At 72.7% G+C, this 14,100-nt stretch carries 17 protein-coding genes; 9 read left to right on the top strand and 8 right to left on the bottom strand.

The window, feature by feature from the left end; translation table 11 throughout:
• The first annotated feature begins 277 nt into the window (after positions 1-277).
• Positions 278-595 (top strand): DUF2087 domain-containing protein, encoded by a 318-nt coding sequence (locus tag ACXAHD_RS16655; RefSeq protein WP_281550686.1) that lies wholly within the window; start codon positions 278-280, stop codon positions 593-595.
• A 12-nt stretch (positions 596-607) separates the two neighbouring features.
• On the opposite strand, the gene ACXAHD_RS16650 is transcribed toward ACXAHD_RS16655, so the two are convergent.
• From ACXAHD_RS16650 to ACXAHD_RS16640, 3 genes are read right to left on the bottom strand one after another with little or no spacing between them, the layout of a single operon-like run.
• Positions 608-1,444: an ABC transporter permease gene (locus tag ACXAHD_RS16650; protein ID WP_289213234.1), complete on the bottom strand. Its 837-nt coding sequence runs from the start codon at positions 1,442-1,444 to the stop codon at positions 608-610.
• Positions 1,445-1,446: 2 nt separating this feature from the next.
• Complete coding sequence (locus ACXAHD_RS16645) at positions 1,447-2,277, bottom strand: ABC transporter permease (RefSeq protein WP_282231521.1); 831 nt, start codon at positions 2,275-2,277, stop codon at positions 1,447-1,449.
• Positions 2,274-3,284 carry an ABC transporter ATP-binding protein gene (locus tag ACXAHD_RS16640; protein ID WP_282231522.1) on the bottom strand — a complete coding sequence of 337 codons (1,011 nt, stop codon included), beginning with the start codon at positions 3,282-3,284 and terminating at the stop codon, positions 2,274-2,276. Before ACXAHD_RS16640 ends, ACXAHD_RS16645 begins: the two co-directional genes overlap by 4 nt.
• Before the next feature lie 144 nt (positions 3,285-3,428).
• On the opposite strand from ACXAHD_RS16640, the gene ACXAHD_RS16635 reads away from it, so the two are divergent.
• Together ACXAHD_RS16635 and ACXAHD_RS16630 are read left to right on the top strand one after the other, a co-directional pair.
• Entirely contained in the window at positions 3,429-4,499 is a 1,071-nt protein-coding gene (locus tag ACXAHD_RS16635; RefSeq protein WP_289213235.1) for an EamA family transporter, read from the top strand.
• Between the two features lie 10 nt (positions 4,500-4,509).
• Positions 4,510-5,394 (top strand): diacylglycerol/lipid kinase family protein, encoded by an 885-nt coding sequence (locus tag ACXAHD_RS16630; RefSeq protein WP_289213236.1) that lies wholly within the window; start codon positions 4,510-4,512, stop codon positions 5,392-5,394.
• A gap of 49 nt (positions 5,395-5,443) precedes the next feature.
• On the opposite strand, the gene ACXAHD_RS16625 is transcribed toward ACXAHD_RS16630, so the two are convergent.
• From ACXAHD_RS16625 to ACXAHD_RS16605, 5 genes are all read right to left on the bottom strand, one after another.
• Positions 5,444-5,641, bottom strand: a complete 198-nt coding sequence (locus tag ACXAHD_RS16625) for a DUF397 domain-containing protein (protein ID WP_281550693.1) — start codon at positions 5,639-5,641, stop codon at positions 5,444-5,446.
• Positions 5,638-6,420 (bottom strand): helix-turn-helix domain-containing protein, encoded by a 783-nt coding sequence (locus ACXAHD_RS16620; RefSeq protein ID WP_281550694.1) that lies wholly within the window; start codon positions 6,418-6,420, stop codon positions 5,638-5,640. The genes ACXAHD_RS16625 and ACXAHD_RS16620 overlap by 4 nt, the downstream gene beginning before the upstream one ends.
• Before the next feature lie 95 nt (positions 6,421-6,515).
• On the bottom strand, positions 6,516-7,058 hold the full coding sequence (locus ACXAHD_RS16615) for a GNAT family N-acetyltransferase (RefSeq protein WP_289213237.1): 543 nt from the start codon (positions 7,056-7,058) through the stop codon (positions 6,516-6,518).
• Between the two features lie 47 nt (positions 7,059-7,105).
• Positions 7,106-7,711 carry a hypothetical protein gene (locus ACXAHD_RS16610; RefSeq protein ID WP_281550696.1) on the bottom strand — a complete coding sequence of 202 codons (606 nt, stop codon included), beginning with the start codon at positions 7,709-7,711 and terminating at the stop codon, positions 7,106-7,108.
• Between the two features lie 321 nt (positions 7,712-8,032).
• Entirely contained in the window at positions 8,033-8,515 is a 483-nt protein-coding gene (locus ACXAHD_RS16605) for an NUDIX domain-containing protein (protein ID WP_123602689.1), read from the bottom strand.
• Positions 8,516-8,623: 108 nt separating this feature from the next.
• Here ACXAHD_RS16605 and ACXAHD_RS16600 point away from each other — a divergent pair, with 108 nt between their 5' ends.
• Genes ACXAHD_RS16600 through ACXAHD_RS16575 form a run of 6 tightly spaced genes read left to right on the top strand, consistent with a single transcriptional unit; the run spans position 8,624 to position 14,099 of the window.
• The gene (locus ACXAHD_RS16600) at positions 8,624-9,112 is read left to right on the top strand and encodes a YbaK/EbsC family protein (protein ID WP_281550697.1); all 489 of its coding nucleotides are present in this window, start codon (positions 8,624-8,626) and stop codon (positions 9,110-9,112) included.
• Positions 9,109-9,873 (top strand): monooxygenase, encoded by a 765-nt coding sequence (locus ACXAHD_RS16595; protein WP_289213238.1) that lies wholly within the window; start codon positions 9,109-9,111, stop codon positions 9,871-9,873. The genes ACXAHD_RS16600 and ACXAHD_RS16595 overlap by 4 nt, the downstream gene beginning before the upstream one ends.
• A gap of 13 nt (positions 9,874-9,886) precedes the next feature.
• Complete coding sequence (locus tag ACXAHD_RS16590; protein WP_289213239.1) at positions 9,887-10,489, top strand: GNAT family N-acetyltransferase; 603 nt, start codon at positions 9,887-9,889, stop codon at positions 10,487-10,489.
• Positions 10,486-11,289 (top strand): carotenoid biosynthesis protein, encoded by an 804-nt coding sequence (locus tag ACXAHD_RS16585; RefSeq protein WP_289213240.1) that lies wholly within the window; start codon positions 10,486-10,488, stop codon positions 11,287-11,289. Before ACXAHD_RS16590 ends, ACXAHD_RS16585 begins: the two co-directional genes overlap by 4 nt.
• The gene (locus ACXAHD_RS16580) at positions 11,286-12,461 is read left to right on the top strand and encodes a glycosyltransferase family 2 protein (protein WP_289213241.1); all 1,176 of its coding nucleotides are present in this window, start codon (positions 11,286-11,288) and stop codon (positions 12,459-12,461) included. The genes ACXAHD_RS16585 and ACXAHD_RS16580 overlap by 4 nt, the downstream gene beginning before the upstream one ends.
• A gap of 27 nt (positions 12,462-12,488) precedes the next feature.
• The gene (locus ACXAHD_RS16575; protein WP_289213242.1) at positions 12,489-14,099 is read left to right on the top strand and encodes a phytoene desaturase family protein; all 1,611 of its coding nucleotides are present in this window, start codon (positions 12,489-12,491) and stop codon (positions 14,097-14,099) included.
• Position 14,100 lies beyond the last annotated feature (1 nt).

Genomic DNA, 14,100 nt, shown 5'->3' with positions numbered 1-14,100 from the left:
GCGGGGCCGCAGACCCGGCCGCACCCGCACCGGGCGACAGACCAGGCGGACCAGGCGGATCAGGCCCGGCAGATCAGCCCGGCCACTCGCCCACTCGGTCCAACGCCAGGATCCAACGCCGCCCGGCCGGCCGATGTTCCCCCGCGCCCGGCACCTCAGCCACCCGCCCGCCGCGCCGCACCGAACCTCGCAAACGGCGCCTGACGCCCATCGGTGTCCTGCGTCCACCCGAAAACTGATAGCGACCTTGGCGGCGGGTTGCGTACCGTCCGGCGGCATGAGCGCCGAGTTGAGCCCGTTCATCCGCGAGGGACGTATCGTCTCGTTGCCGGCCCGGCAGGCGCGCCGCCGCCCGGTGCTGGCGCACATCGCGCAGGCGTGTTTCGAACGCGACGTGGTCTACGACGAGTCGACGGTCGACGAACGGTTACGCCGCTGGTGTGATGGCGGTGCGGTGGACCACGTGACGGTCCGCCGATACCTGATCGAAGCCGAGCTGATGGCCCGGGCCGACGGCCGGTACTGCCGCAACGCGCTGGCGTTGCCCTACCCGAACACCGCAGAGCGGTACGTGGAGTCGATGGGCCTGAGCTGAGCCGACCGGCCATCAGTTGCCGGCGGACTCGTAACGGCGCAGACCGGATCGGAAGATCAGCGCCGCCACTCCGACGCAGTAGGCGGCGATCAGCGGGGTGAGCCAGCCCAGCCAGGTCGGACCGACCCCGGCGCGGGCGGCATCGCCACCACCGGCACTGAGCACCGCGCTGGCCGGGAAGAATCCGACGAAGGCGAACGGCAGCCCGACCACCAGCACCAGCCGCACCCCGAACGTGTAGACCGACACCGGGTAGCGGGCCAGGTCACCGATCTGGTGCACCGCGTACGCGAAGATCGAATGCGGACTCTGCAGCCAGAACGCCGACGAGTTGGTGGCCAGGCTGATCGACAGCTTGACCGCCATGCCGCTGGCGAACAGCCCCAGCCCGCCGACGACCAGCGCCGGGGTCCAGGCGACGTCGACCCGCCACACCGCCCAACCGAACATCGCCCCACCGGTGACCAGGTTGCCCAGCCCGTTGATACCGACGTCGTCGCTGAGCACCTGCAGCACCACCGGGTAGGGCCGGACCATTTTGTAGTCCAGCTCCCCCTTGTTGACCAGCCACGGCAGCCGCCACACGCCCTCGAACAGCAGCGGCCCGACCGCGTCGGAGAGCACCACGATCGAGTAGATCAGGACCACCTCGGCGAACGTCCAACCATTGACCTGCGGCACCCGGGAGAAGACCGCGCCGAGAAATGCCAGGCCGACGAGCTGGGTCAGCGCCGACCCGGCGACCAGGATCCAGAAGTCCGCCTCGTACTCCAGGGTGGACCGTAGGTGGGCACCGAGGCTGCGCCAGTAGAGCCGCAACCCCCGGCGCAGGCCGGTCCGTGATCGCATGATCAACCCCCGTGTACGGTCAGTTGGCGCACCGCCGACCGCCAGGCCAGCCGGGCACCCCACCACAACGCCACCGTCCACACCGCCTGAATGCCGATCAGCAGCCAGGCGTCGGATCCGGTCGCCTGGCCGAGGTAGATCGTCGCCGGAGTGAACGTCATGCCGGCGAACGGCAGCACCGCGGCGATCGCCTGCAGCCAGCCGGGCAGCAGGGTCAACGGCACCAGCGCCCCGGAGAACAGGTTGGTGATCGCTCCCCGGGCCAACGAAACGCCAAAAATGTTCTGCGTCCAGAAGCACAGCAGAGCTGTCAGGTAGACGGTGGTGAACCGCAACGGCAGCACCAGCAGCGCGCTGACCGCGAACAGCGCCGCCTGGCCGGGCGGCGGCACCGGGACCGGCCCGGTGACCGCCAGCACCACGGCGCAGACCGCCAGCGAGAAGGCAACCTCGACGGCGGCGATGCCGAGCGTCTCGGCGAACCGGGCCCGCTGGTAGTCGACCGGGCGGGTCAGGTCGACCGCGACCATGCCATCGCGGATCCGGGCGGCCATCTCCCAGTCACCGAACGACATCAACGACCCGGTGACATAGGCGATCAGCAGGTACGCCTTCATCTGCGGCCAGCTGAACCCGCCGACGCTGGTCCCGGAGCCGAGCAGCACCGCCCAGATGGACAGCATGGCGAGCAGCTGCAGCAGCACCCCGGCCATGCCGAGGACGAAACTCAACGGGTACGCGACCGCGCTGCGGGCCGCCACCCGGGCCAGCGCCCGGTACGGCCGGACACCGCTGGACCGGGCCGGGGCGTCGGTGGCGGCGACCGTGGTCACGGTGCCGGCACCAGCCGCAGCTCACCGGCGTACACCTTGCGGACCACGTCCTCGATGGCCGGCTCGTCGATGCGCAGGTCGCGTACCTCGGACACCGCCGACACGGCCGCGATCACCTGGCCGGCGGTGACCGCGAACCGGTCGAACCGGACGGTGAACTCACCCGGCGTCGCGCCGGCGGCTACCTGTGCGCTGCCGACGGCGGCGGCGACCGTGTCCAGCTCCACCGGGTCGGCCAGGTGCAGGTGCATCGAGCGGTGCCGGGCGAACTGGTCCTTCACCCCGGCCAGCGGGCCGTCGTAGATGATTCGCCCCTGGTCGATGATCACGATCCGCTGGCAGAGGTCCTCGATGTCGCCGAGATCGTGGGTGGTCAGGATCAGGGTGGTGCCGTCGGCGCGCAGCTCCCGCAGGAACGCCCGGACCCGGTCCTTGACCGCGATGTCCAGCCCGATGGTCGGCTCGTCGAGGTAGACCACCCGGGGACGGTGCAGCAGCGCGGCAGCCAGGTCGGCCCGCATCCGCTGACCGAGGGAGAGCTTGCGGGCCACCACCGGCAGCAGCTCACCGAGCCCGAGTACGTCGTCGAAGCGCTCCAGCTGCTCCCGGTAGGTGGCCTTGTCGACGTCGTACAGGTCACGCAGCAGGGCCAGGGACTCGCGGACCGGCAAATCCCACCACAGCTGGGTACGTTGGCCGAACAGCACACCGATCTGTCGGGCGTTGGCGACCCGCTGCCGGTGCGGCACCACCCCGCCGACCCGGACCTGCCCGGCGGTCGGCACCAGGATGCCGGCCAGCAGTTTCACCGTGGTCGACTTGCCGGCGCCGTTCGGCCCGACGTACGCCACCGCCTCGCCCGCCTCGACCCGCAGATCGACGCCGTCGACCGCGACATGGTCGGCGAACCGGCGTACCACCAGGTGTTTCAGCGCGCCGCGCAGACCCGGGTCCTTCACCGGCCGGCGGAACCGTTTGGTCAAGCCATCAGCTTCGATGAAGGCCATCTCCGAATGGTGCCGTACCCGTGCGTCGCCGCCCACCGAATTTCCGGCCGGCGGACCACCATGATCTCCGGCCGGCGGACCACCATGCGGTAAGGGCCGGCATCGCGGTACGGCACTGACAGCGGCGAGGGTAGCCTCACCGCCGTGACGACTGCGTTCGCCCGTCGACAGGCGCTCGGCCTGGCCATGGTGGTCGGGGCCAGCGCCCTGTTCGCGATCAACGGCACCGTTTCCAAGCTGGTGCTGCGAGCCGGGCTGGACGCCCCGCAACTGACCGTGCTGCGGGCGGTCGGCGCCTTCACCGGGCTGCTGGTACTCAGCGTCGTGCTGCGGCCCGGTGCCCGCCGGGTGCGGCTGCGCCGCCGCGAGGTTCCGCTGCTCGTCGCGTACGGGCTGACCGGTTTCTTCCTGGTCCCGATGCTCTACTTCGTGGCCATCTCCCGGCTACCGGTCGGCATCGCGCTGCTGTTCGAGTACACCGCGCCGCTGATGGTGGCGGTCTGGGCCTGGGCCGTGCAACGCCAGCAGGTGCTGCCCCGGCTGTGGGCCGGGCTGGCGTTGAGCCTGCTCGGGCTGGCCTGCGTGGCGCAGGTGTGGGGCGGGCTGACCCTCGACCCGCTGGGGGTGGCCGCCGGGCTGGGCGCGGCCGTGATGCTCGCCGCGTACTTCCTGATCGGCGCCCGGGGTGTCCAGGACCGGGACACCCTGTCCCTGACCACCTGGGCGTTCGGCGCATCGGCGATCGCCGGGCTGATCGTCCGCGCCGCCACCGCCGGCCTGGACGGCTGGCAGCCGCTGCTCACCCGTACCGAGGGCGGGATGCCGGTCGCGTTGCTCTGCTGCTACGTGGTGGTCCTCGGCTCGATCGTGCCGTACCTGATGATCACCGGCGCGTTGCGGCACCTGCCGGCGACCAGCGTCGGCATCGTCGGCATGGTCGAGCCGGTGTTCGCCGCTACGGTGGCCTGGGTGGTGCTGGGCTCGGGTGAGACGTTGACCCCGGTGCAGCTGGCCGGCGGCGCGTTGGTGCTGACCGGGGTGGCGTTGGCCGAGACCGCCCGGACCGGCACCGGCGTGCCGCCCGCCGTACCGCCGGCACCCGACGGTCCGCTGCCCCCCGGACCGCCGCTGCCGGACGGCCCGACGTCACCGGGACCGTCACAGCCGGACAGCCGGCCGCCGTCGGCCGGCGTAGTGGCCGGTGCCGGCGGGTAAGACCGGCGGTATGAGTGCACCGAAGCGGGTCGCCGTCGTCGCCCACCGCAAGAAGACCCTCGGCGGCGGCCTCGACGAGTTGCGCGCGGCGATCGCCGGGCACGGCGCCGAGGACATCGACTGGTACGAGGTGCCGAAGAGCCGCAAGGCACCGAAGAAGGCCCGGCGGGCCGTCGAGCGGGGTGCCGAGCTGGTCTTCGTATGGGGCGGCGACGGGATGGTGCAGCGGTGCCTGGACGCGCTGGCCGGTCGCGACGCCACCGTGGCGATCGTCCCCGCCGGCACGGCAAACCTGCTGGCGGGCAACCTCGGCGTGCCGGAGGACCTCGGCGAGGCGGTACGGATCGGCTTCGAGGGCGAACGTCGCCGGCTCGACCTGGGCAGGGTCAACGGCGAGCATTTCGCGGTGATGGCCGGGGCCGGTTTCGACGGGCGGCTGATCCGCGACGCCGACCGGGACCTGAAGGACCGGGCCGGCAAACTCGCGTACGTCTGGACCGGTCTGCGCCACGTCGGCGGCGTCACGCCGAGGACCCGGATCAAGGTCGACGGCACGATCTGGTTCGACGAGCCGGCCAGCTGCGTCCTGGTCGGCAACGTCGGCCGGATCACCGGCGGCATCCACGCCTTCGACGATGCCCGGCCCGACGACGGCTGGCTGGAGGTCGGGGTGACCACCGCGCAGGGGGCCGCCGAGTGGGCGCGCACGCTGGGTCGGATGGCGGTCGGGCGCTCGGAGCGCTCCCCGTTCGTCCGGATGACCCGCGCCCGGCGGGTCGACATCCGGCTGGCCGAGCCGATGACGTACGAACTCGACGGCGGCGCCCGGGGTCAGGCCAAGAAGATGAAGGTACGGGTGGTTCCCGCCGCGATCACCGTCTGCGTCCCGGCCTGACTCCGCCCGCCGGGTCGACTGGCTGCCGGGCTCAGCGGGCTCAGCGGGCTCAGCGGGTGACGGTCAGCCCGGTCACGAAGGCCGACCAGGCGGCCGGGCCGAAGGCGAGCAACGGGCCGGTGACGTCCTTGCTGTCGCGGACCAGTACCCGGCCAGGGAGATTGTCGGCGACCTCGACACAGGTGTTGCCGCCGTTGCCGGACCGGGTCGAGGTACGCCATCGTGGTGTCACACTCGTACCGCTCATAGTTCCTTCACCAGACCTTCGATCAGCTCACGTGATGCTCGCTCGGGAAGCGCCTCGGTCAGCAGACTGTCCCAGATCCGCACCACCTGCTCCACACCGCTCGGATGGTCCACGGGATGCCCGAAGACCCCGTCCACATGCACCACGTCGTCGCCCTCGGGCAGCGTACCGATGACGAATCCACCGGACATGCCAGCGTACGCCCCAGCGCTGAGCGGCACCACGTACAGCTTGATCCGCCGCTCGTTCATCAGCGTAAGCAGATAGTTGAGCTGCTCGCGCTGTACAACCGTGTCGCCGACGATCCGGCGCAGCGCCCCTTCGTCGACCACGGCGACAAACACCGGTGGCTTCTCCCTGGCGAGCAGCCGTTGGCGATCCAACCGCATGGCCACCTGATCCTCGACCCCGTCTGCGGTGTACAGGCCGGTGCCGGTGAAAACCGCACGCGCGTATTCCTCCGTCTGCAGCAGTCCCGGCACCAGCAACGGCTCGTACATCCGCAGCTTGACCGCGCGGTCCTCGACCGCGCGCCATGACGCAAACCAGCTCGGCGCTTGCTTCTTGTTGATCAGATCCAGCATCTCGGCGAGAAGACCGCCGGTATCCAAGGCTTCGTCAGCACCCGCAGCCAAAGTCATCGTCGGCCGGCGCCGCCCCGTCTCCACCGCCGCAATGGTGGAGGCGCTGTAGTTGATTTTCGGGGCAAGCTGATCCTGCGAGACATCCGCCGCTGCCCTGGCCGCTTTGAAGGCCTTGATCCACATATCGACATCCACCAGCCGATCCGATCAGCAAAGAATGATCGAATCAATACGCTGTTGAGCTCTCGGATGGGCATCCTGTCGAACTGACCGAGGTGCGCCCGTCGTGGTCAGTGCGCGCGCGGCGGAACCTGAATTCGGAAGAGCGCGTGGCGGCGTACCGGGCCGTCGGGCACGTTCGGGTGGTCGAAGTCGCCGTCCGGGTCGCGGGTCATCCCGATCCGCCGCATCACCGCCTGCGAGCGCAGGTTGCCGACGGCGGTCAACGCGACGATCTCCGGCAGGCTGAGGGTATCGAAGCCGTACGCCAGGCAGGCGCGGGCCGCTTCGGTCGCGTACCCGTTGCCCCAGGCGTCGCGGCGCAGCCGCCAGCCGACCTCGACCCCGCCGAACGGCATGTTGGCCTCCACCGGGCTCAGGCCGGTCATGCCGATGAGCTCGCCGGTCGCCGCCACCTCGACCGCCCACCAACCCCAGCCACGCTGGTCCAGGCCGGCCTGGCAGCGGGCCATGGTGGCGGCGCTCTGCTCGCGGGTCGCCAGGCCCGGGAAGAACTCGCGCACCTGAGGGTCGGCGTTCATCGCCACCCACGGCTCCAGGTCGGACCCGCGCCAGTGCCGCAGCACCAGCCGCGGCGTGGTCAACTCCGCCATGCCGGCACTGTAGCGCCGGTGCCGCACGCCGAGACCGTCGAGCCCGATCACCGGCCGGGCAGGAGGATCACCGTACGGCCGCCGCCGACCGGCCCCTCCTGGCAGGACAAGCCGGTGCCCTGCAGCCATCGGCCGGTGACCGCCACCGGATAGGTGACCTCCACGGTCCGGCCGGCGTCGGTGGTCGCCGAGAACCGCATCGGCAGTGGCGCCGCCAACCGGTGCATGATCGTGTCGCAGTCGAAGGTGACCCGTACGTCGACGGATCCCACTCCTCCAGGCCGTACGCGGGTCTGCCCGCCCGTGTCGGCCACTGCCAGGCCGGGGGACTCCGTGTCGAGGACCCGTACGGTGACCTGCTGCGTTCCGGTGTTGACCACGGTCACCTTGGCGTTCAGCTGCCCGTCGCCCATGCTCCACACCTCGCCGGCGAACGCCACCATCGAACCGGCGGTGGCCGCCGCAGCTCGTTGCTGCTGGTAGTCGTTGAGCAGCCAGCCGCCGAGGCCGCCCATGGCCACGCCGGCCAGCAGCACACCGACGAGCCGGCCCGGTCCGCGAAAGCGTCGCCGCGCCGCGCCGCCAACCGGTGCCCCGGGCGCCGTCGCGCTGGTCGGCCGGTCGAGATCGATGAGCCGCCCCTCCGCCGTCACCGGACCAGGTTAGTCGCAACGCCGATCAGTCAAAGACGACGGTGGCTGCGTGCAGCGGACGCATCGTCACCTTCATCGGCCCTGGGGTGCCGGTCGGGCTTGATGCCACACGTGCATCTTGATGCACCTGTGGCATCAAGCCTGCGGAGGCACCTTGGGTCCCCGGGAGCCGGCACGGGGCACTCCGCTCGCGCGGCCGGCCGGCCGCGCGCAGTTCCGGCGTCGATGAGGTACCTGACGTTCGGCTCGTGCCGCAGCGGGCAGGCGTGCAGACGAAGCAGGGCGAGCGGGCAGGGCGGGTGGAGCGGCGAGCGGCTGAGTTCAGTGGCGGAGCAGGCCGCGTACCGGGACCGGGGTGACGTGGCCGCTCGGCGGGCGGGTGCGGTCGAGCTCCAGACCGACGTCGACGATCACCGCCCGGGTCAGCTGCGGCACCTGCGACAGCGGCACCCACTGTGCCAGGTCCGTGGAGCCGCCGACCTCGGGCCGCAACGCGCCGCCGACGACCCGTACCCGGTAGAAGACCCCCAGGTTGTGCCGTTCGCCGCGGCCGGGCAGCCGGCGCTGCGCGGGCACCGTACGGGAGTCGACGCCGAGCAGCGACTCCACCTCGACCTGGTAGCCGGTCTCCTCGGCCGCCTCGCGGACCACCGCGTCGACCGGGTCCTCGGCGTGTTCGACCTTGCCGCCGGGCAGCGTCCAGTGCCGCCGGGAGCCGCCCGGCGAGACGTAGCGGGCCAGCAGCAGCTGCCCCTGGTCGACACAGACCGCATAGGCGGCCACCCGAAGCCGGTGGGCAGTCATGCTCGCACTCCTCCGCGCTAGATCCGCCACAAGGAGCATAACCACCCCAAATAGGGTGTAATTGATCCGGACGGCGGCACGATCCGGGCCACGAGCAAGATAGAGGCCATGCAGACACATCCGAACGTGCAGGCGGTGCAGGACGCGTTGAACACCGCCGACGCCCGGGACGGCTCCGGCGCCAGCTGCCGGGTGCGGCTGCTGCCCGACGCGGTGCACACCGCCGCCGCGGCAGCCGCCGCCCTTGAGATCGAGGTGGGGCAGATCGCCAACTCGTTGATCTTCGACGCGGACGGTGAGCCGCTGCTGGTGCTCACCTCGGGCGCACACCGGGTGGACACCGCGAAGGTCGCCGCCGACCTCGGCATCGACGCGCTCCGCCGGGCCACCCCCGAGTTCGTCCGGGAACACACCGGGCAGCCGATCGGCGGGGTCGCGCCGCTGGGCCATCCCAAGCCGGTCCGTACCCTGGTCGACGTGGCGCTGCAGCAGTACCCGGAGATCTGGGCGGCCGGCGGCGTACCCCGGGCGGTCTTCCCGACCACCTACGCCGAACTGCTACGCATCACCGCCGGCACCGCCGCCGAGGTGGCGTGAACGACCCGGTCGGCCGTACGGCCCCGGTGCCCGAGCTGGTCACGCTGCACGTCTGGCGGGTCCCCCGGCGACGGCTGCCGCGAGTGCTGGCCCGGATGGCCGTCGACGCCCGCCGGCTGCGGCGCGTCGACGGCGTACGGTTCGCCAAACTGCTCGGCACCGGGACCGGCACCGGGTTCGGGCCCACCGACGTCGACCCGACCCGGTGGGCGGCGCTGGTGGTGTGGGACGACCCGGCGACGGCGACCGGGTTCGACACCTCGCCGGTCGGGCAGGCGTGGCTACGGATCGCCGACGCGCGGGTCCGCGTCGACCTGCGGCCGCTGCACAGCCGGGGCCGCTGGTCCGGCGTCACCCCGTTCGGTGGGCCGGGCGGTGGGCAACCTGGCGCCGGGCGACCGGTGCTGGCGTTGACCCGGGCGCGGCTGCGGCCCACGAAGGCGGTCACCTTCTGGCGGGCGGTGCCGCCGGTCGCCGCCGCACTGGCCGACGCCGACGGGCTGCGCTGCCGGTTCGGCGTCGGCGAGGCACCGCTCGGCTGGCAGGGCACCGTCAGCGTGTGGCGGGACACGGCGGATCTGACCCGGTTCGCGTACCGTCACCCGCAGCACCGGGCGGCCATCACCCGGACCCCGGTGACACAGTGGTACGCCGAGGAGCTCTTCGCCCGGTTCGAGGTGCTCGGTGTCGCCGGCGACCGGGCCGTGCTGGGCTGGGCCGGAGAGGACGAGGATGGGACATGCGGTGCTGGCGGCGGATGAGAGGCGGACCCCGATGAGGCTGGTGCCGTGGCTGCCGGACGACCTGCTGCGGCGGCTCGACGACGTGGTCACCGTGTACGGCGAGGCGATGAACTACCGGGCCGAGCTGTTGGAGGTACGCCGGGGCTACATCGCCACCCACGTACGGCGCCCCGGATTCCGGGCGGTCGCCACGCTCACCGCCGAAGGCGCGCTCGCCGGGTTCGGCTACGGCTACCGGTCGGCCGCCGGGCAGTGGTGGCACGACCAGGTACGCGGCGCGCTGCCGAAAACCGCCCGCGGCACCTGGCTCACCGACTGCTTCGAAGTGGTGGAGCTGCACGTGCACCCGCAGGCGCAGGGGCACGGAATCGGCGCGCACCAGCTGCGTACCCTGCTCGGGATGGCCGCCGGAGCGACCACCCTGTTGTCCACCCCGGAGGCCGACGAGCAGCGGTCCCGGGCCTGGCGGCTGTACCGGCGGTTCGGCTACGTCGACGTGTTGCGCAACTTCCACTTCCCCGGGGACGAGCGGGCCTTCGCGGTGCTCGGCCGCACCCTCCCGCTGCCCCACCCGCAGGCAGCACCGGCTGCGGGGGCCGGACCGACGACGGACCCGCAGCCGCGCCGGTCATGAGCGCACGACGGGTGCTGCCCTGGGCGATGTTGGCGCTGCTGGTGCTGGCCCAGATCGGCTACCCGCTGACCGGCGGCGGCAACCGGGCCGGGTTGACCGTCGCCACCGTGGTGATCGGCTTCGTCCTGTCGGTCGGCCACGCCTGGCTGACCCGGGGGCCGCGCAGCGCCGCCGCGCTGCTGCTGGTCACCACCGGCGGCGGGCTGGCGGTTGAGGCCTGCGGGGTGGCGACCGGGTTCCCGTTCGGCGGCTACGACTACGCCGGCACGCTCGGGCCGAAGCTGCTCGGCGTACCGGTGGTCATCCCGCTGGCCTGGACCTGGATGGCCTGGCCGGCATGGCTGGTCGCGGTGCGGCTGGTCCGCCCGGTGGTGGCCCGGATCGCCGTCGGCGCGGTCGCGCTGGCCGCCTGGGACCTCTTCCTCGACCCGCAGATGGTCACCGAAGGCCACTGGACCTGGCTGGACACCGACCCGGCGCTGCCCGGGGTGCCGGACGTCCCGGTCGGCAACTACCTGGGCTGGCTGGCCGTTGCGGCAGTGATGATGACGCTGCTGCAGCGTACCGCCGGGGTCGCCGCCCACTGTGCCGACGGGCCGGTGGACGCCCCGATGTACGCGCTGTACCTGTGGACGTACGCGTCGAGTCTGCTCGCCCACGCGGTGTTCCTCGGACTGCCCGCCTCGGCCGGCTGGGGCGGGCTCGGCATGGGGCTGGTGGCGGTGCCGTTCGCGGTGACACTGATCCGCTCGCGACGGGCGACTGGACCTGCTGGACGCCCGCCACGGCAGGCGACATGACCTGGTGGACGGCGGCTACGGCGGGTGCGCTCGGCATCGTCGCGGTGCTGCTGGCGCTGACCGCGGCGACGCTGGTCAACACGCTGCGCTGGCTGCGCCGGCCCGGCCCGGCAGCCCGGGTGACCGAGCCGGTGTCGATTCTGCTGCCACTGCGTGACGAGGCCGAGCGGGTGGCTCCGTGCCTGCGGGCGCTGCTCGCCCAACGGCAGCTGACCGACTGGCGGATCGTGGTGCTCGACGACGGGTCGACCGACGGTACCGCCGAGGTGGTCGCCGAGGTGGCCGGCGACGACCCCCGGGTACGGCTGATCACCGGCGCGCCGCTGCCGGCCGGCTGGCTCGGCAAGCCGCACGCCTGCCAGCAGCTTGCCGACGCGGTCCCCGCCGCACCGGCCGGGGTGCTGGTCTTCGTGGACGCCGACGTGGTCCTCGCCCCTGGGGCGGTGGCCGCCGCCGTCGGCACCCTGCGGTCTGTGCCGGCGCAGCTGCTCAGCCCGTACCCGAGGATCGTCGCCGGGTCGGTCGGCGAGCGGCTGGTGCAGCCGCTGCTGCAGTGGAGCTGGTTGACGTTCCTGCCGCTGCGCGCGATGGAACGTTCGCCGCGTACCTCACTGGCCGCCGCCGGCGGGCAGTTCCTGCTGGTCGACCGGGACGTGTACCGGCGGGCCGGCGGGCACGCCGCCGTGCGGGACCAGGTGCTGGAGGACGTCGGGCTGGCCCGGGCGGTGAAGCGGGCCGGTGGGCGGATCGCCCTGGCCGACGGTTCGGCGTTGGCGACCTGCCGGATGTACGGGTCCTGGCGGGAGTTGTCCGCCGGCTACACCAAGTCGCTGTGGGCGTCGCTGCCGTCGCCGGCCAGCGCGGCCGCCGTCGTGGCCGGACTGTTGGCGTTGTACGCGGCCCCGCCGGTGCTCTGCGTCGTCGGGCTGGCCGGGCTGGCCACCGGGGCCGGTCCGGCGGCGACGGTGCTGGTCGCGGCCGGTGCCGTCGGGTACGGGCTGGGGGTGACCGGACGGGCGCTCACCGCCCGGGCCACCGGCGGCCGGGCGATGCCGGACGGATTGGCACATCCGATCTCGGTCGCGCTGCTCGGCTGGCTCGTGATCCGGTCCTACTATCTGCGCAAGCGACGGCGCCTCGCCTGGCGCGGTCGCCCGGTGGCCCTGCCCTGACCGAAACTGCTGTGAGGAGGAGCGCCGATGAGCCGGGTGGTGGTGATCGGCGCCGGGGTCGGCGGGTTGGCCGCCGCGATCCGGCTGGCCCACGGCGGGCACGACGTCACCGTCATCGAACAGGCCGACACCGTCGGCGGGAAACTGGCCCGCTGGACCCGACAGACCCCCGCCGGTGCGTTCACCTTCGACACCGGGCCGAGCCTGCTGACCCTGCCGCAGGTCTTCGCCGACCTGTTCGACAGCACCGGCGAACCACTGGAGAAGGTGCTCGACCTGGTCGAGCTGGATCCGATCGTGCGGCACCGGTTCCCGGCCGGGCCCGGCGAACCGACCGGGCCCGGCGAACTGAGCGGGCCCGGCGAACTGAGCGGGCCCGGCGAACTGAGCGGGCCCGGCGAACTGAGCGGGCCCGGCGAACTGGGCGGGCGGCCCGACCCGCGCTGGCTCGACTCGTGCGCCGACCCGGCGGCGTTCACCGAACGGATCGCGGTGGCCTTCGGTGACGAGGCCGCCGACGACTGGCAGCGGGTGTGGCGGCGGGCCCGACGGATCTGGGACGCCTCCTGGCGGGACGTACTGCGCCGGGAGGTCGGCTCGCCGCTGGCGATGGCGCGGATGGCGTACCGGCTCGGCGACCTGGCGGCGGTCGCGCCCGGCCGCAGCCTGCGCGGGATGCTGCGTCGCGAGGTCCGCGACCCGCGGCTGCGGACCCTGCTGGAGCGCTACGCCACCTACACCGGCGCGGACCCACGGCGGGCGCCGGCGGCGCTGCTCGCGGTGCCGTACGCCGAGTTGACCTTCGGCGGCTGGTACGTGCGGGGCGGGCTGGGGGCGCTCGCCGACGCGCTGCTGTCCCGCTGCCTGGACCTGGGCGTGGTGGTGCGTACCGGGTCGACGGTCACCGCGATCGACGCGGCCGGCGGCCGGGTGCACGGCGTCCGGGTGGCCGGCGAGACCCGTCCGGTGCCGGCCGACGTGGTGGTGGCCAACGTGGACGCGTCGCGGGTCTACCGGGAGCTGCTGCCGCACGCCCGGCGGCTGACCCGACTGGCCGACCGCAGCCTCGGCGGTTTCGTGCTGCTGCTCGGGGTGCGCGGCCGTACCCCGGAGCTGGCCCACCACACGGTGTTCTTCCCGCGCGACTACGACGCCGAGTTCGACGCGGTGTTCGGCGATCCGGGACGGGGTCGGCCGGCCCGGCCGGCCACCGACCCGACGATCTTCGTGACGGTCGCCGACGATCCGGCGGCCCGGCCGGACGGCCACGAGGCGTGGTTCGTGCTGGTCAACGCGGCCCGCCAGGACCTGTCGCTGGCCGGGGTGGACTGGCACCGGCCGGGTCTGGCCGACGCGTACGCCGATCAGGTGCTGCGGGTGCTGGCCGACCGGGGGGTGGACGTGCGGGACCGGCTGCTGTTCCGCGAGGTACGCACGCCGGCGGACCTGGCCGCGGCGACCGGCACCCCGGGCGGGTCGATCTACGGTACGGCCGGCGGGCTACTGCGGCCGGCGAACCGGGCACCGGCGGCCGGAATGTTCCTGGTCGGCGGGTCGGTGCACCCCGGTGGCGGGCTGCCGATGGTGACCCTGTCAGCGCAGATCGTCGCCGACCGGATCGGCCCGGCCGGCCGCTGAA

This window comes from Micromonospora sp. ABR4_055 (genome assembly GCF_056160425.1).
This window is presented reverse-complemented; position numbering and strand designations above follow the sequence as displayed.

What these genes read in the sequence shown, in the direction of transcription:
- ACXAHD_RS16655 (WP_281550686.1), top strand. Translation starts at nt 278, where the DNA reads ATGAGCGCCGAGTTGAGCCCGTTCATCCGCGAGGGACGTATCGTCTCG.
- ACXAHD_RS16650 (WP_289213234.1), bottom strand. Translation starts at nt 1,444, where the DNA reads ATGCGATCACGGACCGGCCTGCGCCGGGGGTTGCGGCTCTACTGGCGC.
- ACXAHD_RS16640 (WP_282231522.1), bottom strand. Translation starts at nt 3,284, where the DNA reads ATGGCCTTCATCGAAGCTGATGGCTTGACCAAACGGTTCCGCCGGCCG.
- ACXAHD_RS16630 (WP_289213236.1), top strand. Translation starts at nt 4,510, where the DNA reads ATGAGTGCACCGAAGCGGGTCGCCGTCGTCGCCCACCGCAAGAAGACC.
- ACXAHD_RS16625 (WP_281550693.1), bottom strand. Translation starts at nt 5,641, where the DNA reads ATGAGCGGTACGAGTGTGACACCACGATGGCGTACCTCGACCCGGTCC.
- ACXAHD_RS16615 (WP_289213237.1), bottom strand. Translation starts at nt 7,058, where the DNA reads ATGGCGGAGTTGACCACGCCGCGGCTGGTGCTGCGGCACTGGCGCGGG.
- ACXAHD_RS16605 (WP_123602689.1), bottom strand. Translation starts at nt 8,515, where the DNA reads ATGACTGCCCACCGGCTTCGGGTGGCCGCCTATGCGGTCTGTGTCGAC.
- ACXAHD_RS16600 (WP_281550697.1), top strand. Translation starts at nt 8,624, where the DNA reads ATGCAGACACATCCGAACGTGCAGGCGGTGCAGGACGCGTTGAACACC.
- ACXAHD_RS16590 (WP_289213239.1), top strand. Translation starts at nt 9,887, where the DNA reads ATGAGGCTGGTGCCGTGGCTGCCGGACGACCTGCTGCGGCGGCTCGAC.
- ACXAHD_RS16585 (WP_289213240.1), top strand. Translation starts at nt 10,486, where the DNA reads ATGAGCGCACGACGGGTGCTGCCCTGGGCGATGTTGGCGCTGCTGGTG.
- ACXAHD_RS16580 (WP_289213241.1), top strand. Translation starts at nt 11,286, where the DNA reads ATGACCTGGTGGACGGCGGCTACGGCGGGTGCGCTCGGCATCGTCGCG.
- ACXAHD_RS16575 (WP_289213242.1), top strand. Translation starts at nt 12,489, where the DNA reads ATGAGCCGGGTGGTGGTGATCGGCGCCGGGGTCGGCGGGTTGGCCGCC.